The 24809-nt window shown below is 29.3% G+C and carries 30 protein-coding genes; 10 read left to right on the top strand and 20 right to left on the bottom strand.

Annotated elements, in window-relative coordinates:
- Genes ACTTBL_RS01265 through xsc form a run of 6 tightly spaced genes read right to left on the bottom strand, consistent with a single transcriptional unit; the run spans position 1 to position 6259 of the window.
- Positions 1-1101: a hypothetical protein gene (locus ACTTBL_RS01265; protein ID WP_440643265.1), complete on the bottom strand. Its 1101-nt coding sequence runs from the start codon at positions 1099-1101 to the stop codon at positions 1-3.
- Between the two features lie 24 nt (positions 1102-1125).
- Entirely contained in the window at positions 1126-2064 is a 939-nt protein-coding gene (locus tag ACTTBL_RS01260) for an SGNH/GDSL hydrolase family protein (RefSeq protein ID WP_440643264.1), read from the bottom strand.
- A 46-nt stretch (positions 2065-2110) separates the two neighbouring features.
- Positions 2111-3946 (bottom strand): carbamoyltransferase family protein, encoded by a 1836-nt coding sequence (locus tag ACTTBL_RS01255; protein WP_440643263.1) that lies wholly within the window; start codon positions 3944-3946, stop codon positions 2111-2113.
- 1 nt (position 3947) lies between these two features.
- Positions 3948-4097 (bottom strand): DUF5989 family protein, encoded by a 150-nt coding sequence (locus ACTTBL_RS01250; protein ID WP_440643262.1) that lies wholly within the window; start codon positions 4095-4097, stop codon positions 3948-3950.
- 1 nt (position 4098) lies between these two features.
- A complete protein-coding gene (locus tag ACTTBL_RS01245; protein ID WP_440643261.1) occupies positions 4099-4482 on the bottom strand; it encodes an SxtJ family membrane protein in 384 nt (127 codons plus the stop codon).
- On the bottom strand, positions 4475-6259 hold the full coding sequence (gene xsc / locus ACTTBL_RS01240) for a sulfoacetaldehyde acetyltransferase (RefSeq protein ID WP_440643260.1): 1785 nt from the start codon (positions 6257-6259) through the stop codon (positions 4475-4477). The genes ACTTBL_RS01245 and xsc overlap by 8 nt, the downstream gene beginning before the upstream one ends.
- A gap of 111 nt (positions 6260-6370) precedes the next feature.
- Between xsc and ACTTBL_RS01235 the strand changes: the two genes are divergently transcribed.
- From ACTTBL_RS01235 to ACTTBL_RS01225, 3 genes are read left to right on the top strand one after another with little or no spacing between them, the layout of a single operon-like run.
- Entirely contained in the window at positions 6371-6655 is a 285-nt protein-coding gene (locus ACTTBL_RS01235; protein ID WP_075504801.1) for a UxaA family hydrolase, read from the top strand.
- Positions 6656-6659: 4 nt separating this feature from the next.
- A complete protein-coding gene (locus ACTTBL_RS01230) occupies positions 6660-7826 on the top strand; it encodes a UxaA family hydrolase (RefSeq protein WP_440643259.1) in 1167 nt (388 codons plus the stop codon).
- Positions 7827-7842: 16 nt separating this feature from the next.
- Positions 7843-8910 carry a YeiH family protein gene (locus ACTTBL_RS01225; protein ID WP_440643258.1) on the top strand — a complete coding sequence of 356 codons (1068 nt, stop codon included), beginning with the start codon at positions 7843-7845 and terminating at the stop codon, positions 8908-8910.
- Here the strand turns inward: ACTTBL_RS01225 and ACTTBL_RS01220 are convergent.
- From ACTTBL_RS01220 to mnmA, 12 genes are all read right to left on the bottom strand, one after another.
- The gene (locus ACTTBL_RS01220; RefSeq protein WP_440643257.1) at positions 8907-9986 is read right to left on the bottom strand and encodes a TSUP family transporter; all 1080 of its coding nucleotides are present in this window, start codon (positions 9984-9986) and stop codon (positions 8907-8909) included. The genes ACTTBL_RS01225 and ACTTBL_RS01220 overlap by 4 nt on opposite strands.
- A gap of 232 nt (positions 9987-10218) precedes the next feature.
- Positions 10219-10569, bottom strand: a complete 351-nt coding sequence (locus ACTTBL_RS01215; RefSeq protein WP_145597456.1) for a hypothetical protein — start codon at positions 10567-10569, stop codon at positions 10219-10221.
- Between the two features lie 21 nt (positions 10570-10590).
- Positions 10591-12450 carry an adenylyl-sulfate reductase subunit alpha gene (gene aprA, locus ACTTBL_RS01210; protein WP_075504797.1) on the bottom strand — a complete coding sequence of 620 codons (1860 nt, stop codon included), beginning with the start codon at positions 12448-12450 and terminating at the stop codon, positions 10591-10593.
- A complete protein-coding gene (gene aprB / locus ACTTBL_RS01205; protein WP_075506608.1) occupies positions 12450-12920 on the bottom strand; it encodes an adenylyl-sulfate reductase subunit beta in 471 nt (156 codons plus the stop codon). The genes aprA and aprB overlap by 1 nt, the downstream gene beginning before the upstream one ends.
- 33 nt (positions 12921-12953) lie before the next feature.
- On the bottom strand, positions 12954-13754 hold the full coding sequence (locus ACTTBL_RS01200; RefSeq protein ID WP_440643256.1) for an adenylyl-sulfate reductase: 801 nt from the start codon (positions 13752-13754) through the stop codon (positions 12954-12956).
- Between the two features lie 105 nt (positions 13755-13859).
- Positions 13860-14258, bottom strand: coding sequence for an HIT family protein (locus ACTTBL_RS01195; RefSeq protein ID WP_440643255.1), 399 nt, complete (start codon positions 14256-14258; stop codon positions 13860-13862).
- Positions 14259-14260: 2 nt separating this feature from the next.
- Entirely contained in the window at positions 14261-15004 is a 744-nt protein-coding gene (locus tag ACTTBL_RS01190) for an aminotransferase class IV (protein ID WP_440643254.1), read from the bottom strand.
- On the bottom strand, positions 14967-15524 hold the full coding sequence (locus ACTTBL_RS01185; protein WP_440643253.1) for an aminodeoxychorismate/anthranilate synthase component II: 558 nt from the start codon (positions 15522-15524) through the stop codon (positions 14967-14969). Before ACTTBL_RS01185 ends, ACTTBL_RS01190 begins: the two co-directional genes overlap by 38 nt.
- Positions 15521-16735: a chorismate-binding protein gene (locus ACTTBL_RS01180; RefSeq protein WP_440643252.1), complete on the bottom strand. Its 1215-nt coding sequence runs from the start codon at positions 16733-16735 to the stop codon at positions 15521-15523. The genes ACTTBL_RS01185 and ACTTBL_RS01180 overlap by 4 nt, the downstream gene beginning before the upstream one ends.
- Positions 16713-17933, bottom strand: a complete 1221-nt coding sequence (locus ACTTBL_RS01175) for an MFS transporter (RefSeq protein ID WP_440643251.1) — start codon at positions 17931-17933, stop codon at positions 16713-16715. The genes ACTTBL_RS01180 and ACTTBL_RS01175 overlap by 23 nt, the downstream gene beginning before the upstream one ends.
- Positions 17930-19105 (bottom strand): trans-sulfuration enzyme family protein, encoded by a 1176-nt coding sequence (locus ACTTBL_RS01170; RefSeq protein ID WP_440643250.1) that lies wholly within the window; start codon positions 19103-19105, stop codon positions 17930-17932. The genes ACTTBL_RS01175 and ACTTBL_RS01170 overlap by 4 nt, the downstream gene beginning before the upstream one ends.
- A gap of 164 nt (positions 19106-19269) precedes the next feature.
- Complete coding sequence (gene mnmA, locus ACTTBL_RS01165) at positions 19270-20388, bottom strand: tRNA 2-thiouridine(34) synthase MnmA (RefSeq protein WP_440643249.1); 1119 nt, start codon at positions 20386-20388, stop codon at positions 19270-19272.
- Positions 20389-20429: 41 nt separating this feature from the next.
- Here mnmA and ACTTBL_RS01160 point away from each other — a divergent pair, with 41 nt between their 5' ends.
- From ACTTBL_RS01160 to ACTTBL_RS01150, 3 genes are read left to right on the top strand one after another with little or no spacing between them, the layout of a single operon-like run.
- Positions 20430-20600, top strand: a complete 171-nt coding sequence (locus tag ACTTBL_RS01160) for a DUF3553 domain-containing protein (RefSeq protein WP_440643248.1) — start codon at positions 20430-20432, stop codon at positions 20598-20600.
- Between the two features lie 2 nt (positions 20601-20602).
- Positions 20603-21367 carry a 3'(2'),5'-bisphosphate nucleotidase CysQ family protein gene (locus ACTTBL_RS01155; RefSeq protein ID WP_440643247.1) on the top strand — a complete coding sequence of 255 codons (765 nt, stop codon included), beginning with the start codon at positions 20603-20605 and terminating at the stop codon, positions 21365-21367.
- On the top strand, positions 21367-21510 hold the full coding sequence (locus ACTTBL_RS01150; RefSeq protein WP_179850091.1) for a hypothetical protein: 144 nt from the start codon (positions 21367-21369) through the stop codon (positions 21508-21510). The genes ACTTBL_RS01155 and ACTTBL_RS01150 overlap by 1 nt, the downstream gene beginning before the upstream one ends.
- On the opposite strand, the gene ACTTBL_RS01145 is transcribed toward ACTTBL_RS01150, so the two are convergent.
- Positions 21502-22065 (bottom strand): regulatory protein RecX, encoded by a 564-nt coding sequence (locus ACTTBL_RS01145; protein WP_440643246.1) that lies wholly within the window; start codon positions 22063-22065, stop codon positions 21502-21504. The genes ACTTBL_RS01150 and ACTTBL_RS01145 overlap by 9 nt on opposite strands.
- Positions 22066-22091: 26 nt before the next feature.
- On the opposite strand from ACTTBL_RS01145, the gene ACTTBL_RS01140 reads away from it, so the two are divergent.
- A complete protein-coding gene (locus tag ACTTBL_RS01140; RefSeq protein ID WP_440643245.1) occupies positions 22092-22565 on the top strand; it encodes an ABA4-like family protein in 474 nt (157 codons plus the stop codon).
- Positions 22558-23136 (top strand): 2-hydroxychromene-2-carboxylate isomerase, encoded by a 579-nt coding sequence (locus ACTTBL_RS01135; RefSeq protein WP_440643244.1) that lies wholly within the window; start codon positions 22558-22560, stop codon positions 23134-23136. Before ACTTBL_RS01140 ends, ACTTBL_RS01135 begins: the two co-directional genes overlap by 8 nt.
- Here the strand turns inward: ACTTBL_RS01135 and ACTTBL_RS01130 are convergent.
- The gene (locus ACTTBL_RS01130) at positions 23133-23516 is read right to left on the bottom strand and encodes a rhodanese-like domain-containing protein (protein ID WP_440643243.1); all 384 of its coding nucleotides are present in this window, start codon (positions 23514-23516) and stop codon (positions 23133-23135) included. The genes ACTTBL_RS01135 and ACTTBL_RS01130 overlap by 4 nt on opposite strands.
- Before the next feature lie 25 nt (positions 23517-23541).
- On the opposite strand from ACTTBL_RS01130, the gene ACTTBL_RS01125 reads away from it, so the two are divergent.
- Positions 23542-24519 (top strand): glycosyltransferase family 2 protein, encoded by a 978-nt coding sequence (locus tag ACTTBL_RS01125; RefSeq protein WP_440643242.1) that lies wholly within the window; start codon positions 23542-23544, stop codon positions 24517-24519.
- On the top strand, positions 24512-24809 hold a 298-nt coding region (locus ACTTBL_RS01120), incomplete at its 3' end, for a peroxiredoxin (protein WP_440643241.1). The genes ACTTBL_RS01125 and ACTTBL_RS01120, both read left to right, overlap by 8 nt.

The raw sequence follows: 24809 nt of genomic DNA, 5'->3' as shown, positions 1-24809 counted from the left end.
CTAATTTTGGTTAGCATAAAAGGTATCAACTTTTTTAAAAAATTTATTTATATCTATTTTTTTGCTATCTAAACCTAACTTTGAGAAAATATTTTGTAAATTTTTAGCATAAACAATATTTCCATACTCATTCCAATGTTTGTCAAATGGATTCTTAAATATAAATTTTTTATTATTCACCAACTCAGAATCCAAAACAAAATATGAAATATTATTTTTTTCTAGTTTTAAAACTTCCTCAAAAAAATTAACAAAATTTGGGTCTGGATAGACTAGTACATAAAATTCAATATTATTATTTTCGGTTTCAGATTGGAAAATTTTTAATAAATTAAATAGTCCTAATTTACAATCTACGAAATCTTTATATTCTATTTTTTTTTGTAAATGCTTACATTTTTTTAAATCTTGGTGATAAAATTGTTCATAAATTTTATTTGATAATATTGAGTTATAATTTCCAGTCTCAGTGGAAGAATAATTATCACTTAAAATACTTTTTAAAAAATAATAACTATCGACTAGAAAATATGTAATATTTAATTTACCTATAGCTTGAAAAAATAAACTCAATTTTGGCTGATCTATAATATATTTTCCGTCAGAATAAAATTTTGATTTAGTTGAAAAACCATCATCTCCAGGCATTAAAAGATAAAATAAATATTTAATATCGTGATGTTTATATTTTAAATATCTTATAAAAACTTGATCTGCAGAATAACCACCTACACCATAATTAACTATATTATAATTTTCTATATTTTGATTTAAAATATTTGAGTATTCAAATTCTTTATCTACACCAATATTCTCTGTAAAACTATCTCCAAACATTCCAACTATTTTTTTTTTGCTAGAGGTAGGTGTTTTTTCAAAATTCTTTACTCCATCTACATCATAATAATTTTGAATTATATAATTTATATCAGGATGCTTATAATTATGATTGGATGAATGAGATCTTTCATATATAGCTTCAGATGGGCTTAAATTGTGTTTTGTAAGATTTTGATATTTACCAAAAAATTTAAGATAAAATTCTAACAAAAAAATAATTATTAAAATTGAAGAAGCCAACAAAATTAAGTTTTTTTTCATATAGAACTATTTTCTATAATAAATCTAATTTACATTAAGATAATCATATATTTTTTCAGCAATTTCTTTGTGGCCCAACTCATTTGGGTGATCATCGATAATAAAAAAATGTTCCTTATTTAGTTTGATTAATAAATATTCAATTTCTTCATTTACTTTTGGGAAATTAAATAATTTTTGCCAAGGAGGTATCGGTACTACAACAATTACTCTTTTATCTCTTAAATCAATATTTTTTTTTATTACAGGATCTAAATGTTCTTTATCCCAAGCAAAATTCATTAATTCTAAATTTTGTTCTTTGAATAAAAAATCAATTATATCTGAAAAAAATAATCGAATAGCACTTTTTAAATTTCTTAAGATAAAACCTAAATTTGAGTTTTTAATTTTTTCGTAATTAAAATTTTTATTATATTCAGCTAAATCATAATCTTTATTTATTTTTAATTTGATATTTTCAAACATATCATTACGATGATATTGAATTATTATTGTTTCAATATCTTTATAATATGGACTTTGTTTTAATCTTTTAATTTCTCTTACAGTTCCATAGCTTGACACTCCCATATTATAAACTCTCTGGTTTAATAATTTTTGTAGATAATATGAAAAAGTCTCATTATCATTTACACCCCAACCCATAGCTATAGAGTCTCCCAACACAACTAAATCAGTTTTTTTTATTTTTTTAGTATTATTATCTTCGTGAATTCTTAAGAATTCGTTAAAAGTTAAATTAGTATCAAATTCTGCGTTTTTAAAATTACAAACTCCAGTTTTAGGCTTGTATAATAATTTTTTATCAAACTTTATACAATTCTGATTATAGTGGAGAATGTCTCTATAGCCTCTAAAATAAATTTTTTTTTGAATACTTTTTATCCAAAATAAATCGTAAGTTTTTCCATTAATTAAAGATATGTAGCTAAATGCAAAAACTATTGTAGTTAATAGCAAATAATAAATTAGAATTATAAAAAAATAGTAAATTGTTTTTTTTAAATTAATCAAGATCAAACTCTTTTGAATAATCTTTTTTAAGATTTTTATTTTGATGTTTTTTGTCTAAAATACAGTTTCCAATAATTAAATAATCAAGTTCTGTTCCCATAAAACAATTAAATGCATCTGTGGGTGTATTAACAATTGGCTCACCCCTCACATTGAAAGAAGTGTTTACAATCACAGGACAACCTGTTTTTTCTTTAAACTTTGAAATTAAATCATAATATCTATTATTAGTGTTTTTTGTAACAGTTTGAACCCTAGCTGAATAATCAACATGAGTTACAGCTGGAATATCTGATCTTTTTATATTTAATTTATCTATACCAAAAAGTTTTTTTTGCTCATTAGTCATTTCAATTTTTTTTTTTGAATTAATATTTGTTACAAGCAACATATAGGGGCTATCAACATTCGTGTCGAACCATTCTGATAAATTTTCTCTCAGAATTGAGGGTGCAAAAGGTCTAAAGCTTTCTCTATATTTCACTTTAAGATTTAAATTTTTTTGCATTCTATCGGATCTAGGATCTCCTAAAATAGATCGAGCTCCTAAAGCTCTAGGACCGAATTCCATTCTTCCTTGAAACCATCCAATAGCTTTTTCGTTAGATAAAAATTCTGCAGTTTTATCAATCAAATCTTCATAATTTAAAGTTTCAAACTTAGCACCAACAGTTTTCAATTCTTTTTCAATTTCATTCTGAGTAAATTCATTACCCAAATATGAGCCTTTCATATCATCGCTTGAATTTACAATTCTCTCATTTCCATTTTCTATATGCCAAAGTGCTAAAGCTGCTCCTAAGGATCCACCCGCATCACCAGCAGCAGGTTGTATCCAAATATTATCAAAAATTTTCTCTTTAAGTATTTTTCCATTTGCAACACAATTTAAAGCAACTCCACCGGCTAAACATAAATTTTTAATTCCATATTCTTCTCGTATAGATTTTGCTAATTTAATCATAATTTCTTCAGTAACTTTTTGTATTGATGCAGCTATATCCATTTGAAATTGAGTTATTTTTTCAGTCTGTGGATTACGAGGTTTTTGGCCAAATAAATTATTAAATTTTTCATTGGTCATAGTAAGTCCTGTTGCATAATTAAAATATTTTTGATCAAGTCTAAATGTTCCGTCTTCTTTAATATCAATTATTTTTTTTATTTTATCCTCAAAAATTGGATTTCCATAAGGGGCTAGACCCATAAGTTTATATTCTCCACTATTCACCTTGAACCCTGTGTAATATGTAAATGCTGAATAAAGTAATCCTAGGGAATGTGGAAAATGAATTTCTTTTTTGATTTCTAAGTTTTGATTTTTTCCAACTGCAACTGTAGTTGTTGCCCACTCACCTACACCATCTGCAGTTAAAACAATTGCTTCATCGAAAGGCGATGGATAAAATGCACTTGCAGCATGACTTAAATGATGATCTGAAAAAAAAATATTTTCATCAGATATAAAATTTTGATCATGTTTTTTAAGTTTGTTGAATAAAAGATTTTTTTGAAACAGTTTTTCTTTAATCCATAATGGCATAGCCTTTGTGAAAGAGATGAAACCTTTGGGCGCAAAAGCAACATAAGTTTCTAATAATCTTTCAAATTTTAAAAAAGGTTTTTCAAAAAAAACTATTTGGTCTACTTCACTTAATTTAAGATTTGCATAATCTAAAACAAACTCAATTGCATTATGAGGATAACTGGAGTCATGTTTTTTTCTGGTAAATCTTTCTTCTTGTGCTGCTGCAATTATTTTTCCATTTTTTAGAATACATGCTGCACTATCATGATAAAATGCTGAAATTCCTAAAATAGAACTCACTTTAAAAAATTGTATAAATAAAAGGAGCTACTGCCGAACCTTGGGTTAAAACTATTAACCCACCAAACAAAGCTAGAACAATTATTATAGGTAAAAGCCAATATTTTTTCCTAACTTTTAGAAACTCCCAAAATTCTTTTATAAAACTCATATTAAAATTGATTTTTCATTTTACTTTTTGGGCCTTTTTTTTCAATCCAATAAGTTTTTTCCTTATTATATTTCAAATTTAACAAGTCTTTTCTCATGAATTTCATTATTAAACCTATTGGAGTAACAACTAAAAAAAAAATTATGCCCATTATGAATGGTGAAATTATTTTACTTAGAAATATCCCAAACTTAAACCAAAGCTTGTTTAAAGGAGTTAAAATTTTAGAATTTAATAAACCTAAGATTAAGAAAATTAAAGAAATTATTGCTGACCAGACTCTTATTTCTCCGCTATAGATTAAGGGGTATAAGGCTATAAGCAAAAAAACTATAAAAAAAACAATTCCAAAACTTCGATTAGAACTTATTTTAATATCATCCATTTAAAGATTTTTGAGGTTTCATGTCTTTTTTATCAATACCTGCAACTCTAACAGGTTTTTTCATTGCATCTCTTCTAAATGGCTCACCAAGCTCTTGGTTTAAGATAACTTCGATAAATGTTGTAATACCCTTCTTTTGATCTTCACAAGATTGCTTAATTGCTGTTGTTGTTTCTTCCATAGTTCTTACAGTAACACCTTTTAAGCCACATGCATCAGCAACTTTAGCGTAACTTAATTCTGGGTCTAATTCTGTACCAACAAAGTTGTTGTCAAACCAAAGTGTTGTATTTCTTTTTTCTGCACCCCATTGATAATTTCTAAAAATAACCATTGTTATTGCGGGCCACTCTTCTCTTGCACATGAACTCATTTCATTCATACTTATTCCAAAAGCACCATCACCAGCAAATCCAATAACAGGAGTATCCGGACAACCAATTTTTGCTCCTAATATTGATGGGAAACCGTAACCACATGGACCAAATAAACCAGGTGCTAAATATTTTCTAGGCTTTTCGAATGTAGGGTAAGCATTACCTATCGCACAGTTGTTGCCAATATCACTAGATATAATTACATCATCGGGCATTCCTGCTTGAATTGCTCTCCAAGCTTGTCTTGGTGACATTCTATCCGCATCTCTTTCTCTAGCTTCTTTATTCCAAACTGTTCCTTCATCATCATCTTCATGATCTAAACTTGAAAGTTTTTGTAGCCAAGCTGATTTAGTTTGATGAATTAAATCTTTTCTAGCTTGTCTATCAGTATCACCAGCGTTAGAGGATAATTTTTCTAAAATTTGTTCAGCAACTAATTTTGCATCACCACTTATTCCTACAGTAACTTTTTTAGTTAAACCTATTCTGTCAGGATTAATATCAACTTGAATAATATTTGCTTTCTTTGGCCAATAATCAATTCCATAACCAGGTAAAGTGGAAAATGGATTTAATCTAGTTCCCAAAGCTAATACTACGTCGGCTTTTGAAATTAATTCCATTGCAGCTTTTGATCCATTGTATCCAAGAGGACCAACAGCCAAAGGATGGCTTCCTGGAAAGCTGTCATTATGTTGGTAACCTGAGCAAACAGGTGAATCTAATTTTTCTGCAAGTTTTTTTGTAGCTTCTATAGCTCCTCCAATAACAACACCTGCTCCAGATAATATTACTGGAAACTTTGCTTTAGATAACAAGTCAGCTGCTTTAGCTACAGCATCATTTCCTCCCCCTTGTCTTTCGAGTCTTACAATCGGAGGAAGATCGATATCAATTACTTGGCACCAATAATCTCTTGGAACATTAATTTGTGCTGGTGCTGATCCTCTTATAGCTTTTTCTATTACTCTATTGAGTACTTCTGCCATTCTTGATGGATCTCTTACTTCTTCTTGATAACAAACCATGTCTTTGAATAAATTCATTTGCTCTACTTCTTGAAATCCACCTTGCCCCATTGTTTTGTTCGCTGCTTGCGGTGTAACTAATAAAAGAGGAGTATGATTCCAATAAGCTGTTTTAATTGGTGTAACTAATCCAGTAATTCCAGGTCCGTTCTGAGCAATAACCATTGACATTTTACCAGTAGCTCGTGTGTAACCATCAGCAATCAAACCACCGTTTGTTTCATGAGCAACATCCCAGAAAGTTATACCTGCATCTGGAAAAATATCTGAAATTGGCATAAAGGCTGAACCAATAATTCCGAATGCATGTTCAATACCGTGCATTTGTAAAACTTTTACAAAAGCTTCTTCTGTTGTCATTTTTGTCATAAAACTAGAACCTCTCTAAAGTGTAATTATACTATTTATAAAATTCGTTTGTTAATTTGTGCGATTAATATATAAGTTTTTACGAATTTCAAACAAACAAATCGACACGATATGGCAACAGATATAATCATACATGATAAAAAAGACAACGTGGGAGTAGTTGTTATTGAAAAAATCACTCCTAAACAAGACTGTGCTTGCTGGATAATGGAAGACGACAGTTCAACAAATATTCAATCCGTAGATGAAATACCTTTAGGTCATAAAATTGCAATGGTTGACCTTAAAGAGGGCGATACTATTTTAAAGTATGGTCACGATATTGGTAAAGTTGTTAAATCAATCAAAAAAGGTGAACATGTCCATGTTCACAATGTAAAAACAAAGAAGTGGTAATAGTATGGAAATCCCAAAGAGCTTTTTAGGTTATAAAAGAGAAAACGGCAGAGCCGGAACAAGAAATCATGTGATTATTTTGCCAGTTGATGACATTTCAAACGCATGTGCAGAAGCAGTTGCTAATAATATTAAAGGCACAATCGCTCTTCCTCATTCTTACGGAAGACTTCAGTTTGGTGCAGATTTAGAGCTCCATTTTAGAACAATGATAGGAACTGGATGTAATCCGAACGTTGCAGCAGTAATTGTCATTGGTATTGAACCGAAATGGACAAAAAAAATTGTAGATGGAATTGCTAAAACTGGAAAACCAGTTGAAGGATTTCATATTGAGCGTACAGGAGATATTGGTACGACAATGAAAGCATCAAAAAAAGCACAAGAATTTGTGATGTGGGCTTCAGAAAAACAAAGAGAAGAATGCCCTTTAAGTGATTTATGGATTTCAGTTAAGTGTGGAGAGTCTGATACTACTTCAGGACTTGCTGCAAACCCAACTGTTGGAAATTTAATGGACAAACTTGAGCCATTAGGTGTTCACTTGTGTTTTGGTGAAACATCTGAATTAACTGGTGCAGAACAAGTATGTGCAACTAGAGGAGCTACAAAAGAAGCATCTGATAAATTTATGAAAACCTGGAGCTCTTATAATGATTTTATTTTAAAAGAAGCGACAGATGATCTTTCTGAAAGTCAACCAACAGCTGGAAATATAGCTGGAGGACTTACTACAATTGAAGAAAAAGCTTTTGGTAATTTTCAAAAAATTGGAAATTGCAAATTTATTGATGTTCTTGAACCAGCTGAAGAACCAACTAAAGGAAAAGGTTTATATTTTATGGATACATCATCTGCTGCTGCAGAATGTGTGACACTTCAAGCTGCTGCTGGTTTTAATATTCATTTATTTCCAACTGGACAAGGTAATATCGTTGGAAATCCAATTGAACCTGTTGTTAAATTAACAGCCAATCCATTAACCGTAAAAGGTATGGGAGAACATATCGATTGTGATGTTTCGAAAATTCTTTCAAGAGAAATGAATTTATCTGAAGCAGGTGATGAATTAATTAAAACTACACTAAGAGTAGCAAACGGTAGATTAACTTGTGCTGAAGCTTTAGGTCATAAAGAATTTGTTATGACTAAACTTTACAGAAGTGCTTAATTAACTTTAGTCTTTCATGGAATTTAAAAAATACCTGGTTGTATTGCCAGGTATTATATTGGCATTCGTTCTTTATACTTTATCTCAAGGTTTCAATAATATTATTGGTATTGAGTTATTAGGCTATGAAAAAAGCCCAATATCTACTGCGATGATCGCTATTTTATTGGGGATGTTTTTCGGAAATGTTTTTCAAATTAGGGAAAGTTTTTTAAGAGGATTAGATTTTACACAAAAATATATTCTTAAACTAGGGATTATTTGCTTAGGTATTCAATTGAAACCGTTTGAATTTTTAGAATTTGGAGCAATAGCAATTCCATTAATTATAATCTGTATAATTAGTGTGCTAATAGTAATTAAACTTCTTATTAAAAAATTAAAAATACCAACAAGAATGGCTTACTTAATATCAATAGGTAGCACTGTCTGTGGTACTACTGCAATAATGGCTACTGCTCCTGTAATTGGTGCAAAAAAAAATGAGGTATCGTATGCAATTGCTAATATTACATTGTTTGGAATTCTTTCGATGCTTATTTATCCGTATTTTGCCAACTTTTATTTCGAAAGCGAGCCTTTATTAATTGGATTATTTTTGGGAACCTCTATCCATGAAACCTCTCAAGTTGCAGCTGCAGGACTGATTTATGACCAGCAGTTTAATAGTCCTGAAACTTTAAATGTCGCAACAGTCACAAAATTAATAAGAAATACCTTTTTGATTATAATGATCCCTTTATTTGCATTTCTTTATAATAGAGGAAAAACTACAGAAAAGAAGTACTCAATAATAGATATTTTTCCTTACTTTGTATTAGGTTTTGTAGCAATGATAATAATTAGAAATTTAGGTGATCTAATGTACTCAAATAATTACAAATGGTTGGTTATAATTGAGAGTATTCAATTGTCCTCAAAAATATTTTTAACAATGGCGATGGCAGCAATAGGTCTTTCCACTAACTTAAAAGAAATTAAAAATATGGGTTACAAACCATTTGTTGTTGGTTTTATAAGTATGGCAACTGTTGGATTAGTTTGTATTACAACTATCGAATTATATCTAAATTATTTTAATTAAGATTTAACTAATAATTTTTTTCTAAAATTTGAAATAAATCGTCTTATAAAAGCAGCTCCTACACCTAAAATAATTGCAAACATAATTGTAAATAGTCCATAAAAGAAAGGCATCTCTCTAGAAAAATCAATTATAAATTCAGAAAAGAAGTTTAAATCTGAACTAGTGGCTTTTGCAGCTCCACTTATAATTTTTTCTGCAAAAAATGTATCGTATGCTATCGCTATACCCACTATGAGTAACAAAATTGCTAACAAAGCTCTTAAACCAGAACTATTAATTCTTTCTCCTAATTTTTGACCAACCTGAACTCCTATTATAGATCCTACAACCAGCATAAGAACTAGAAATAAATCTATAGATCCATAATTAAATGAATGAAGAAAAGTAACAACCACACTTACAAAAATTGTTACAAATAAAGATGTACCAGGAACTAATTTAGTAGGCATTTTAATTATATAAATCATTGCTGGAACTAAAATAAACGCACCTCCTATTCCCATAATAGCTGCGATAAAACCAACTAATAGACCAATTATAATTGGTGTAAAAATACTCTCATATAATTTAGACTTTGGAAATCTCATTCTTAATGGAAGACCATGAATCCAATAGTGAACATGTAATTTTTTTTTTACAACAACGTTTCTTTTTGCTTTATCTATTTCACCTAAACTTTCAACAAGCATCAAAGTTCCGATTATTGCTAATATATACATATATGCCAGAGAGATGACCGTATCAATTTTTCCAATACCTTTAAAATAAGTAAATGTGTAAATTCCTAATGAAGTTCCAATTACACCCCCAATCACAATCATTGAACCCATTTTATAATCTAAAGTATTTTTTAAATAATGCGTGGTAGATCCAGAAACTGAAGTAGCTAAAATATTATTAGCTTCATTAGCAACTGCGTATGCAGGTGGTATTCCTAAAAAAATTAGAAAAGGTGTCATTAAAAACCCACCACCAACACCAAACAAACCTGAAAGCACTCCAACAATTGCACTTAATAAAAGTATCTCGATAGGGTTAATAAAAACTTGAGCTATGGGTAAAAATACTTCCATAAAAAATTTAAAAGTTGTTAAAAAACAACTTAGTTAAAAGTGATAAAAGTTCCAACTAAAATCACTCCCCAATAAGCTGTTAAGCTCGCTATAATTCCTGCTTTAATAAATATGGTTTTAAAATTTGAGAGTTTGTTAATAATTTTTACGTTAGAAAGTAACATTAAATCCGTCATTACACCCACAACGAAATTTGTCAAACAATTATTTAAAGCTAAGCAATTTTTTTTGTCTAATAGATGGTAGCCCCAAAAACCTTAACCGTATCGTCCTCGACACCCAAGACCAGCCTCCCAAGAAATTCTCCTGGGATCTCTTTATTTGTTTGTTTAATCAGAACGGTTATGTGATCTCCTCTTCTAAGGCAACCAAAAGGTTCAAAAGTCTCCTTAAGATTAGTAATTAACTTATTATTAGCCCACTGTTTTCCAAGCTCTACTTCGTTAGCGCCAAAAAGCATTTGAGTAGAGAAATCTCTAGTAAAGCCACCATAATCTTTAAGATTAGATGATTTAACCAAATTATCCCAAATAGGCTTAGCTAATTCATATATTTCATCATCTGATTTAGATAAAATATCCATGTAATTTAATTAAATTATCTACTAAGAAGCTTTTTTCTTCTCGTTCTCATCCACTATATGGTAGACAGGAACTTTCTCCATACTAAATTTACCAGTCTTAGGATCTCTTCTAGAAACTGTTAAACAATGCCAATTTTCATCATCAAGTTTCATATGGTCACCTCTGTAATAGTAGCCTGGCCATCTAGTTTCTTCTCTAAATAAAGTATGTTCCGTTACACACTGAGAAGTCAAAGCTCTGTGTTTTAACTCCCAAGCTCTCATAAGCTGGTGATAATCTTCAGCGCCAACATGTTCCAGGTCTTCTTGTAGCCAATCTAGCAACTCAAGCCCTCTTTTCAGCATATTACCATTAGTCATGTAATTTGAGGTAATTCCACCAACATATTCATCCATTATTTTCTGCAATCTTTGTAGACCTTGAATTGGAGATATATAGCTTGGAGAAACTGTTCCACCAGTAATCTCATTTCTAGCAACTGTGTAGTTTTCTAGTGGTTTATAAACTGCAGTTTTGAAATCCTCACATTGTTTATCTGAAACTTTAACGCCTTCTGCTTTTTTGTCTTCAATATATTTAACAGCAGCTTTTGCAGCTAATCTACCTTCTGTAAAAGATCCAGATGAAAACTTGTGGGCACTTCCACCAACTGTATCTCCAGCACCAAATAAACCATCAATAGTTAGCATTCTATTGTAACCCCAGAAATATTCTGGTGGCGACAAATCCTCAGGGCCGCTAACCCATGCACCAGAACAAGTAGCATGTGAACCCATTACATACGGTTCAGATGTAGTTAACTCTGGATTTGTATATTTTGGATCAATGTTTTGAGATGCCCAAACAACAGCTTGACCAACAGTCATTCCCAAGAAATTTTCCCAACCTACTGTTTCTAAATGTGGGTCTTGGAAGGCCTCAGTAGTTACCATGTGAATTGGTCCACCGCCTGCGGCTACTTCTTGAATAAACGCATGATTTCTCAAACAAGTTGGTGTTGGATGATGATCAATGTATTCTCCAACTAACTCTTTAGTTTGGTCATACCATTTTTTCTCATAATTTTCGCCATTAGCATTTTGAGTATAGGTTTTTAAATGAAGGAAATATGCTCCAACTGGACCATAACCATCTTTAAATCTACATAATACAATTCTGTTTTCCATTTGAGTCATCTTTGCACCTGCTGCAATGGGTAATGCATATGCAGATCCATTACTCCATGGCGCATACCAAGTTCTGCCCATTCCTTCTCCAACCGCTCTTGGTTTAAAGATGTGCGAAGCTCCACCAGCAGCAACGATTACCGCTTTTGCTCTAAATACATGGAAATCACCAGTTCTCATATTAAAGCCAACTGCTCCGCCAATTCTGTTATCTTGAGACTCGTCCATTAAAAGATGAGTAATCATTATTCTGTTATAAATTTTATCTGCAGATTTTTTTGCTGCCTCAGCAACAATAGGTTTATAACTTTCACCATGGATCATAATCTGCCATTTACCTTCTCTTAAGTATCTTCCAGTTTCTTCATTCTTCATCATAGGTAGACCCCATTCATCAAACATATGTACTGTAGAGTCTACGTGACGAGCCATGTCGTAACCTAAATCTTCTCTTACCATTCCCATTAAATCATTTCTTGCATATCTTACGTGATCTTCTGGTTGGTTTTCACCCCACTGCATTCCCATATAGCAGTTAATCGCATAAAGTCCTTGAGCAACAGCTCCACTTCTATCAATGTTAGCTTTTTCAACACAAACAATTTTCATGTCTCTACCCCAGTGTCTTGCTTCAAAGGTAGCACCAGTACCGGCCATACCTCCACCAACAACTAATATATCGCAATCTTCGTAATGAGTTTTATGACTAGCCATTAATAGTAAACTCCCTTTTTGAACGACTCTTTAGGCACAGATGGAAGCTCTCCATCTATATTTAATCCTTCTGGTTCAGTATATAATCTTTGTGAGTTTATTTCACCTTGATTGGGTTTATCTCCTTCAGCTAATTTTGGGATAAATTTTCCCCAAGGCTTAGTTGTAATTGGCGATACAAAGTTTTTTTCGGTACCATTTCTGAATTTAATTTTCCAAGAAATCGTTCCTTTTTCTTCTTCTCTTCTTACTCTTACGCTATGTCCCATTGGAGCAAAGTCTGCATATCCTCTGACATCAATAGCGTGGTTAGGACAAGCTTTGACACAAGAATAACATTCCCAACAAAAGTTAGGTTCTATATTTTTTGCACGTCTAATGTTTTCATCGATATGCATTATATCTGATGGGCAAATATCTACGCAATGACCGCAGCCATCACACCTTGTCATGTAAACAAATGTTGACATATTATTCTCTCTCCTTTTTTAATTTTATCATAATTAATAATGTTTAGGTTGTTCTCTTTTAATACCCAAACCAAATTGTTCAGGCGCATCTGCAGGTGGTGGTAAATTATCTCTAGATCCATCTGCTTCAGCTAAATTCTTTTGTATTGCTGCACCGGGTTTATAAAACATATGTGCAAACTTAGACCAATAAACTCCTCCAAATAAAACTAGATTTGAAACTACAAATAATACTAAAAATAAATTTGCATCCCATCTTCCTTCTAAATTTAAACTTTGAAGATATGACCAAATAAATCCAGTTAAAGAAGTTGCAATCAGAGCTAATACAAATAAGTCAGCTTTAATAATTCTGTACCAAGGTTGCGCTTCAGAATAAACATCAACTCTTAAGAAAAACCAAAACCACGATCCACCCAAGATAGTCATCAAAGCACCTACATGCCAGATCATTGGCCAAATAGTTGGAGTTTCCGCATTTGCTGCTGAATAACAAAATATCATCACAACAGAGCCAATCCAAAACAAAATAGTTCCATACATACCAAGAACGTGTGCTATTCTTCTTTTACCCGCCCCTAGTTCTGATGTAGTCCCGATGTCGTATGCAATTGTTTTTGAAACAACTGCAATTCTTTCACCAGTCGTTAGTTCTTTGGTCGCATTTTTTTTTGCTTTCTTGGCGTTTTCAAAAAAGTATTTCACATTCTTTTTATGAATTATGTCTAAAAGAGTGCCTGCAACAATTAATAAAACCATTAACACCACAAAACCTTGCATGACTATAGATGGAACTGTTTCAGCTAAAATTGAAAAAGGATTTGTTACAAACATTTTTAATACTCTTGTAAAATAAAATTAAATTAATTTAAGGTTTTCTATTCTAGATATTTATAGAGTTCAACCAAAAGTATTGGTCAATTTGTCTTTAATAACAACTCAGAGTTTACGTTTGTAGTGTTGTTTGTTAGGAATCACTGATCTAACTCCACCCTGAGGATTCTCCACATCCCCTTCTCTTCTGGGAATTAGATGAATATGACAATGCATAATTGATTGGCCTGCAGATTTTCCTGCATTCGTGCCTATATTAAAACCTTCAACACTAGAATCTTGTTTTAAAATTCTTTCTTTAGTTTTTAAAATCAACTCATTGCATGCCTGAATTTCCTCTTTAGTAAGGTCAAAATATGTTTCTACATGTCTTTTAGGAACTATAAGACTATGAAGTTCTGAGACAGGATAGCTATCTGTAGATGAATAAGCTAATTGGTTTTCAAACTGGAGCTCTTCTTTTCTGATTTTACAAAATATACAAGGGTTGTTTGGATCTTTCATATTTAAACAAGAGAATTGTATATTTTATTTAACCTAGTGTAGCAATTACTCTTTCTTCTCTTCCATTTAAGTTCATTTATTTTTGAAACTGATGTTACTCCTTTACCAGATCCAATAAGAATTATTTCATCATAATCATAAATTGATTTAATAGAAATATCTTTAAAATTAATTTTAATTTTCTTGCTTATAAATTTAAGTGTATTTCCAAAATAACAATTTTTTTTAGGTGAAAAAATCTTTCCATTTTTCACAAAAACTAAATTTGAAGTACCAGTTTCTAAAATTTTATCATTTGCTACTAAAGCAATATCAAATTTAGTTGAGTCAACCTTGCTTAATTTTGCCAATATTTTTTTATAATAGAGATTTTTGTAATTTGGTTCTACTCGTTTATATTTAAACAATAAAAGATTAAAATTACTTTTTGGTTTTGGTCTTTTTCTAATTGAGACTGATATCAGTTTTTTATTTAAAGCTATACGAAATAAATTGTCAGAACCTTTGTATAAAGTATTTTTGTTAATTAAATCTTTAATAATGCTTTTTAAATTGTTTTTTCTTATTCCATATTTTTTTGTAGATTTTATTAAGTTCTCTAAATGTGGTTTTAAAAGTATTAACTTAGGAGGTTTTCCAACCATTCGCATTGTGGTGAATACACCTCTAGACCCCCAAAGATCATTGAAATTAACTTCTTTAAGATTACTAAGCTGATAAGATTTTTTTAATAAGAGTGTTGCCATTTTCTGTTAAAAAAGATTCTGGATGAAATTGAAATCCATATATTTTATTTTGATTATCCTCAAGTCCCATTGGTATTTTTGTTTTACTACATCTCATAGTTATTTTAATTGAATTCGATTTAAATGGCTCCATTAATTTTAATGAATGGTATCTTCCAACTTTAAACTGTTGATTGTTTTTAAAGATTTTACTTTGATTATTTGTTTTTATTTTAGATTGAAAGCCATGATAAATTTTTTTTTGTTGTATTATTTTGCCTCCTTCATTATGCAAAATCATTTGATAACCAAGACAAATACCAATAATTTTTTTTCTTCCTTTGTATTTTTTATAAATTTTTGAAGTAGTAGGATAATTCTTTGGTGATCCAGGTCCTGGTGATAAAACGATCACATCACTTTTATCAAGTAATTTATTATTTACTTCGTAATAATTTGAGCAAAAAACTTTATCAAATTTTGCAAATTGATGAACAACATTCCAAGTAAACGAATCTTGATGATCTATAATATAAATCATTTAAATAACTCCAATAAAGATTTTGCTTTAATATAATTTTCATTAAATTCTTTCTTAGGGGAACTATCTAATACTACTCCAGACGCAGCAGAGATCTCTGATTGATTTTTATAATTTAATATAGATCTAATTATAATATTAAACTTCATATCTTGATTAAATTTAATAAGTCCAAAACTTCCTGTAAAAATATTTCTACTTTCTTTTTCTTGATTATTTAAAAGTTCTAATGTTCTTATCTTAGGACAGCCAATTACAGATCCTCCCGGCATCATTGCTTTAATGATATCAATCAATTTTATATTTTTATTTAATATTCCGCCAATTGAAGTAACGTAATGAAAAAGATGTTTATATTCCTCAACATATTTTTTTTTGAGTATTTTAACACTTCCTGGTTTACAAATTTTGGATAAATCACTTCTTTCCATATCAACTATCATGTTGTGTTCTTTGGTTTCTTTCTCGTTATTTTTAAAATATTTAAGAGCTATATTTTTATTAGATAATAATTTTTTTTTAAAAGTGCCGGCTATTGGTTTGGTAATTATTTTATTTTTTTTCTTATCAATTAATGTTTCAGGAGAGCAACTTACTATAGAGTAATCCTTATCTTTTATCATAAATGACTCGGGAGATGCATTAACACGCATTAATTTCCAAAAAAAATTAACAGGATTAATTAATGATTTATTCTTATATTTTGTGCAAATTTTAATTTGATAGGTCTCGCCTTGTCTTATTTTTTTTGAAAATAATTCAAATATTTTTTTATATTTTGCATAAGTAATATTTATCTTAAAAGGACTTAGTATTTGAGTTTTGTTAAATTGATAATTGAATTTATGTTTTTTAATATTAGATATAACTTTAATATCTTTCCTTATTTTAATTATAGTCTCAGGTTTATAAAAAATTCCTTTATAAAAATTTATTCTTTTTTTATTTTTTAAATTAATACCAATCAAATTACATAAAATTTCATAACCAAAAAATCCAAGATATAAATCTGTTTCTTTTTTATATTTTTTTTTCTCTAACGAATTAAGGAATTTATGTATATTTTTTTTTGTTAAAATAATCTTTTTTGAAAAATCTGTGTAAATATTATAGCCATCATCTACTTTATAAATAATTAAAGGTTTATCTGATTGATACAGATCTTCTAAATAAGGGTTAAATTTAAACTTATGCTGGTTGAGTTCTTTCAATTGCTTTCTCTACTATAGGTAAATGTATCAAACCTGCAAAAATTGATAATGCGATAGATCCGTACCATGCATAATCAAAATTTCCAGTTAATTCATAAAATACACCACCAAGATACGCTCCCAAGAAAGATCCTATTTGATGACTCACAAATACTATTCCATATAAAAGTGCTACGTATTTGGTTCCAAATATATGCGCGACAATTCCATTGGTTGGTGGAACCGTTGATAACCATAAGAAACCAAACGTAACCCCAAAAACTACTGAATTAAAAACACTTGGTGGTAAGAAAATAAAATAAATAATTGAAGCTCCTCTTAAAAGATAAATTGCACTTAAGATAATTTTCTTACTATATCGTGTTGCTAGGTACCCGCTTGTTATAGTGCCCACCATATTAAAAGCGCCAATTAAAGCTAATACCATTGCAGGAGTCCAATCAGGCAAACCCTTGTCAGCCATATAAGTAGGAATATGTGTTGCAACTAAAGCAATATGCCAACCGCAAACAAAAAAGCCCAAGGTAAGATAAATATAACTTTTATTTGAAAATGCTTCCATTAGAGCCTCTTTTGCTGTTTGATTGTTATCTTGATTAACTCCTTGAGGAATTTTTGGTGTACTTACAAATAGAGCAACTATTAAACCCAACCCTAACAACAGACAAAAATAAAATAGAGTGTTTTCCCAACCTGTTTCAATTAAAGAGTATCTTACAAGTAATGGTGAAACAAAATAACCGAACGAGCCTGCACAAGTAACTATTCCTGTTGCTATAGTTCTATTAGAGGCAGGAAAATGTTTTGCAACCACTGATACTGGTATTCCAATTGCAGTAGATCCTAATCCAATTCCAATTAATACTCCAATTGTTAATGTAAAGTATGCGTTAGAATTAAAACCAGAGTTAAAAAGTAATACTCCAGCAAGATAAAATAAAAAACCAATTATAATTGCAATTGCTCCACCATATTTATCAGTGATATATCCAAAAATAGGACTAAATACTCCCCACAATAATAACTGTAATCCCATTACAAATCCAAAGTGTGAAATTGAAATATCTAAATCTGTATTGAAATCAAAATAAAATAAGCCAAATGTTTGTCTTATACCTAAAGAAATAATCACAACTAAAGAAGCTGCAATTAAAGTTATCAGTGCTTTTTTGCTTGTAAAAAATTTTTCAGAACTCATTTGATAAACTTTAGAGCCTTTTTTAAATCAGCTATTAGGTCTTTAGGATCTTCTAAGCCAATATGTAATCTCACAAGATGCTCATCTTTTGCTAATTTTAAAAATTTTCTATTACCTGTCTCTCTATATTCTTGATGTAAAGCTAAACTTTCAAAACCTCCCCAACTGTAACCGTACCCAAATAATTTTAATGAATTAACAAATTTTCTTACAGAATTAATATTTTTGCATTTTATCTTTAAACCCATTAACCCAGATGCTCCTGAATAATATTTTTTCCACATTCTAAAATTGTAAGAGTCTTTTTTATATGGATAGAGTAATTTTATATTTTTAAATTTAGATAAAAACTCTGCAACTTTTTTTGCATTTTCTCTGTGTCTATCTAATCGAACATCTAAAGTCCTTAAACCTCTTGTAATTAAATAAGCATCATCAGGTCCTAATCTTAAACCTGTAATCCTCTCAGCAGCTTTAACTTTTGGAAATACTTTTTTATTAACAGCTAATGAACCACCCATTACATCTGAGTGACCTGAGTAATATTTTGTTGCAGATACAATAGACATATCAAAACCTAATTTGATAGGTTTTAAGAAATAAGGAGTTCCCCAAGTGTTATCTATCGCTGTTAAAACCTTATGTTTTTTTGCAATAGAAAGAATTTTTCCAATATCTTGAAAATCAAAAGAGTTGCTACCTGGATTCTCAACAAATATTAACTTTGTTTTTTTGGTAATACTTTTTTCTAATGTTTTTAAATCATGTGGATTATAAAAAGACGTTTTAATATTAAATTCTTTTAAAAAATTTTCAGTTAATAATCTTGTTGGACTATAAACAGGGTCTGCAGCAATGATTTCGTCTCCAGGTCTGGTTACACTGAATATAGCTAAAAAAACTGCACCAAAACCTGTTGGTGTAGTAAAAACATGATAACTTTCCTCAAGCTTTGTTAAAATTTTTTGCAATATATAAGTAGTCGATGTTCCTTGCCTACCATAATCATAATGTCCGCCTGTTGGATTCTTTATTGCTTTTGCTTGAGTTTTTCTAATATCTTTCATTGACTTAAAGATAATTGTAGAAGCTCTAACTACTGGAGGGTTTACTGACTGATTATGAAAATCTTTAGCTGTATGTTTAAGAAATGTTTTGAAAGAATTTCCCATAAAAAAATTGATATGTTATGTAGACAATGCTATATCCCAAGAAAAACGTCAATAAAATTAAAATAGGACTAAATGAGTTACCCGAAAAAACATAGAGGCCGAAGAAAACAAGGGTCTAAAAAGAGAAGAGCTAAAAGAAAAAACAAGAAAAAATAATTTTTCTATTATTCTTTAATCCAACCACCGCCAAGAACTTTATGGCCAAACTGGTCTTTACGATAAAAAACACATGCCTGACCAGGTGAAATACCATCTTCTGGAACTACTAAATTAACTTTAGCATTGTTGTTATCTATGAGATCAACTTTTGCCTCTAAAAGACTTCCAGTAGATCTAACTTTAACAAATAAATTTTGATCTAAATCTTCTTTATTTGTTAGTAGATTTAATTTCTTTAAAGAAATCGTTTTTTTTCCAAGTTTTTCTTTAGGTCCAACGATTATTTCATTTTTATCCGAATTTATCTTTAACACATAAAGGGCCTCTTTATCTGAAACTTTAATTCCTTTTCTTTGTCCAATTGTAAAATTTATAATTCCATCATGAACACCAATTACATCACCGTCTAAATTTTTTATATTTCCTTTCTGAAAAGAGTCTGGTCTGAACTTTTGTATTACTGAAGCATAATCACCATTTGGAACAAAACAGATGTCTTGACTATCGGGTTTATCAGCAACGTTTAAATCTAAATTTTTTGCAATTTCTCTAGTTTTGTCTTTTAACATTCCACCTAAGGGAAATCTTAAATAATCTAATTGTTCTCTAGTTGTGTTGAATAAAAAATAACTTTGGTCCCTATTTTCATCTATAGCTCTATACATATTAGTAGTTTTATTTTCTGTAATACTTTTTACATAGTGACCCGTAACTAACGCATCCGCTTTGAGCTCTTTTGAAACTTCAAATAAATCTTTAAATTTTACAGTCTGATTACACTGAACACATGGAATTGGAGTTTCACCTTTTAAATAACTCTCAACAAAATTATCTATAACTCCTTGTTTAAACTTATCTTGATAATATAAAATTTTATGTTCTATACCTAACTTATGTGCAACACGTTTAGCGTCCATAATATCTTGACCTGAACAACATTGTTTAGACGCAGCAACTTCTTTACCATCATCATAAAGTTTTAGAGTTATACCAATTACATTATAACCTTCCTTTTTCATGATGCCTGCTACAGTGGAAGAATCTACTCCACCCGACATAGCAACAACTACAGTAGTATCTGAAGGTTTTTTGTCTAAACCGATAGAATTTAAATCTTTATTCATAAGGTGGTATTTATACTTATTTACAATATAAATTAAATTAAATGATTTTAGATTATGAACCAGGTGACAAAGTCACAAATCCTCAAAAAAAAGAATGGGGAATTGGGCAAGTGCAATCTATAATCAATGATAAAGTGACAGTTAATTTTGAAAATGCTGGAAAAAAAGTAATTAACGCAAAAAACGTTGAACTAATAAAACTAGGAAAATAAAGGTGAACTTAAAAGAAGTTGTTGAAAATTTAATTGATAATTTTTTAGAGGCTGGAAATTTGGCAATTCAATTAAGAGAAAAGGGTTTGATAAAAAAAATAAAATCAGACAATACGCCAGTAAGTAATGGTGATTTGGAAGTAAATAAATTTATATCAAACAAAATTTCTGAGGTTACTCCTAATTTACCTATCATCTCAGAGGAAACCTCTGAAAATAAAGATAACCTAAATTTAAAAGATTTCTGGCTTGTTGATCCAATTGATGGAACTTATGATTATATTAATAATTTAGAAGAATTTACTATTAATGCTGGTTTGATAATTAATAATAGACCTGTTGCAGGATTAATTAATGCTCCTGCAAAAAAAAGAATGTTTTATTCATATGAAAAAGGTAGTGCTTTTGAGCAAAGCAATGGTAAAAAAATAAACTTAAGCAATATACCTGCTAAGAAATCAGAAAATTTAAAATTTATTTCATACTCAACTAAAATAAAACCTGAAATTCAAAAAATTTATGATGATTTGAGAGTAAAAGAAAATGTAAGAATGAAAAGTTCCTTAAAATTTTGTGTCGTTGCTGCTGGTGAATACGATGGTTATGTTGCTGAACCCAGAGCATATGAGTGGGATATAGCAGCTGGTCATGCAATTTTAGAACATTCAGGTGGAACTGTAACTGATTTTGAGGGAAATGAAATTTTGTACGGTAAAAAAGATTTAAAAAATCCAAGTATAATTTTGAAAAATAAAAATATTTTATAATGGATGAACAATTAAGAATAATATTAATAATTATTGTATCTGTTTCAATTTTTGGATTGTTAGTGTTTGTTTTCGTAAAAAATTATATAAGAAATAAAATAAATGAACTTGTAAAAGAAGAAAAAGATAAAAAGTTAAAGTAGATTTATTATTTTTAAATATTCATCTTTTTCTATATCCATTACTTTTTTTGATGTTTCAAAATCAAAACCATTTCTTGCAAGTAGAGATATATCTTTTTTATAAAATAAAGTTCTATTATCCTCTGCTCTAGCTGGGCCAATTCTTTTCTTTTTACATAATTTTATTGCTGAAAAAAAATCTTGATCAGAATTATCTTCCTTTATTTTTTCAACTGTATCCTTAATAAATATTTCGTTAATTCCTTTTCCAATTAAATAATTTCTAATCTTATTAATTGAGTTTCCTCTTTGGATCATACTTTTGGCTTTACTTTCAGAATAAAATTGATCATTTATAAATTTGTTTTTTTCTAGATCGGACAAAACAATATCAATCAGTTTATTTACATCTTTTTTTCTTACATCAGACGCTGATAGTTTCATGTATTTTTTTAATAAATAAGTTTTAAGTTGTTGTTTTGAAGGGGCGTACTTTTCAACATAAGCAAAGGCGAAATTACGCATCTCATCGACAGTTACTTGAAGTGTTTTTTTTCTATTTCTTATAGGAATCATTGTTAGATTTAATATAATATATCTAAATGATTGAACAAATTTATACTTATTTCACAATTGAGACCCTTTATATGTGGATCAACCTTGGAGTTCTACCTTTTTGGTTTATCTTAATAGTGTTTCCTCAATCACATTTAAGTAGAATTTTTGTAACATCAATTTTTCCATTTTTCATATTAAGTGGTGTGTATATCTTCATTTTATATAAATCTTATTTAATTGGTTATGATTTTTATGGAAATTTCTCTCTTTATCTTGGTCTTAGTGAATTATCTAGATTGTTTGAAGACCATTTATACATAATGATATTTTGGACTCATTTCATAGCAATAAACCTATTTATTGGTGGCTGGATTGTTAAAGATTCTCAAAAGTTTTCTATAAATAAAGTTTTGATGGCTGTGCCATTAATTATAACTTATTTAATTGGACCTATAGGTTTATTTTTATATTGGATAATTAGAATCTTTTACGCAAAAAGAATTAGTTTATATGAGTAATCATATAGATTTTTATTTCGATATAATTAGCCCCTATGCATATATCGCACACAAAAAAATTCTTAAGCATAAAAATATCATATTTAATTACAAACCAATTTATTTAGGAGGTATTCATAAATTAGCTGGAATTGATTCTCCTGCATTTAATAAATATAAATTAAGAAATAATATTAACGATTGCAATTTGGTATCTGAAAAAAATAACATTGAATTCAAATGGAATTCTAATTTTCCAATAAATTCTTTAAATATAATGAGGGGATATATTAGTGTTAGTAAGGATAAGCAAAACGATTACTTGAATTGTTTTTTTGATGCTTACTGGAAAGATAATTATGACTTATCAAATGTTGAGAATATGTCTAAATTAATAAGAGATTTAAATATTGATAGTGAAAAATTTTTTCAATCTATAAAAGAACAATCAGTTAAAGATAAATTAATTAAATTAACTACAGATGCTTTTGAAAAAGAAGTTTTTGGAACTCCTACCTTTATAGTAAATAATAAAATTTTTTGGGGACAAGATAGACTTGAATATGCTTTAGAAGAATTTAGTGCTAATTAAATTATTTTAAATTTGCTACTAGCTATAGAACCAAACCCACCATCAATGTGTGATACTTTTTGATATCCCATATCTTTTAAAGATTTTACAGCTAAAGCCGATCTTACTCCTCCTGCGCAAAATAAAACAAATTCTTTATTTTGGTCTAATTGTCCATTTTGGAATACAGGGCTATTAGGATCTAAATATACTTCAAGCATTCCTCTTGGAATATGACTTGCACCTTCAACACTACCTGTGTTTTCTAGCTCATTACTTTCTCTTATATCGATTAGATTACAATTTTTATCTTGGACCATTTGATAAGCTTCATCTGCATTAATTGTTTTAATCTCTTTTAAAGTTTCACCAACTAGAGTTTGTAATGATTTAATGACCATAATATTATAAAACCTATAACACATTATGAAAAAATTTTTTATCAAAATCTGTAAATTTTTAGGATACGAAATTTTAGATCAAAATAATTTTTCGTCCCCAACATTAGGAAAGGAATTAAATGAAGAACTATCGATTTTAAATGAAAAATCTATAGTTTTACCTTTGGGTGAAGTCAAAATTACAAAAAAAGTAAATTCAATACTGATTGTTCTAAGGATGAATACAGATATTGAGATTTGGGATCAAAATAGAAGAAGGTTATTTGAGTATCCAAAAATTGAATATACTAAAAGATCATTAAATTCACTTATTAGATCAATTAATTTTTTAAAAAATAAACACCCCACCATTAATGTTAAAACAATAATTGTTGATGATAATTCAAGTACTGAAAACCTAAATATAATAAAAAAAATAATTGATGGAAATAATATAGAGATAATTAATTTAGATTACTCAAAATATAAAAAGGAAATATCAGAGCAAAAAAACAAAGAAACTTTTGCAAACCTTGCAAGTTTACTTCAAAGTTTTGAGATTGGAAAAGATACTGGTGAAGATTTAATTTACTTTATTGAGGATGATTATTTACATTTTGAACCAATGTTGGAGGAAATGGTGGCTTCTTATGAAAGAATTGCATCACAAATAAATAAGGATATTTTTATGTGTCCATCTGATTATCCTTATCTTTACATGAATAATGAAAAAACAAATGTTTTGATTGGAAATAAACGTCATTGGAGAACTGTAGATAAAACTCTATGCACCTTCCTGACAACTAAAAACTTATTAAATAAATATTGGGATAACTTTTATAAGAATTGTTTAGATAGACACGATCCATTTGAAAAATATTTAAATGAAATATATTCAAAAGAAATTTGTATTTCTCCCTTAAAAAGTTTATCACTACATCTAACAAATATTAATTCAAGTTACGGCTTGTCACCATTAATTGATTACAAAAAACTTTGGGAGGAGAACGAAATACATGATTAAAGAAAATACAAAAGCACCAATTTTTAAATTACCATCTACAAATAAAAAAGAATTCTCTCTAAAAGATTCAATAGGAAATTATGTAATTATTTATTTTTATCCTAAAGATGACACTCCAGGGTGTACAATTGAAACCAATGATTTTAATAAGCTGCTTCCGAAATTTAAAAAGTTGAATTGTGAAATTTTAGGAATTTCTAAAGATAGTTTAAAAAGTCATGACAAATTCAGAGATAAATACAAAATCAAATTTGATCTATTGGCTGATGAAGAAATAAAAGTTTTAAAAA

It is taken from the genome of Candidatus Pelagibacter sp. HIMB123 (genome assembly GCF_052048195.1).
Classification (GTDB): Bacteria; Pseudomonadota; Alphaproteobacteria; order Pelagibacterales; family Pelagibacteraceae; genus Pelagibacter.
This window is presented reverse-complemented; position numbering and strand designations above follow the sequence as displayed.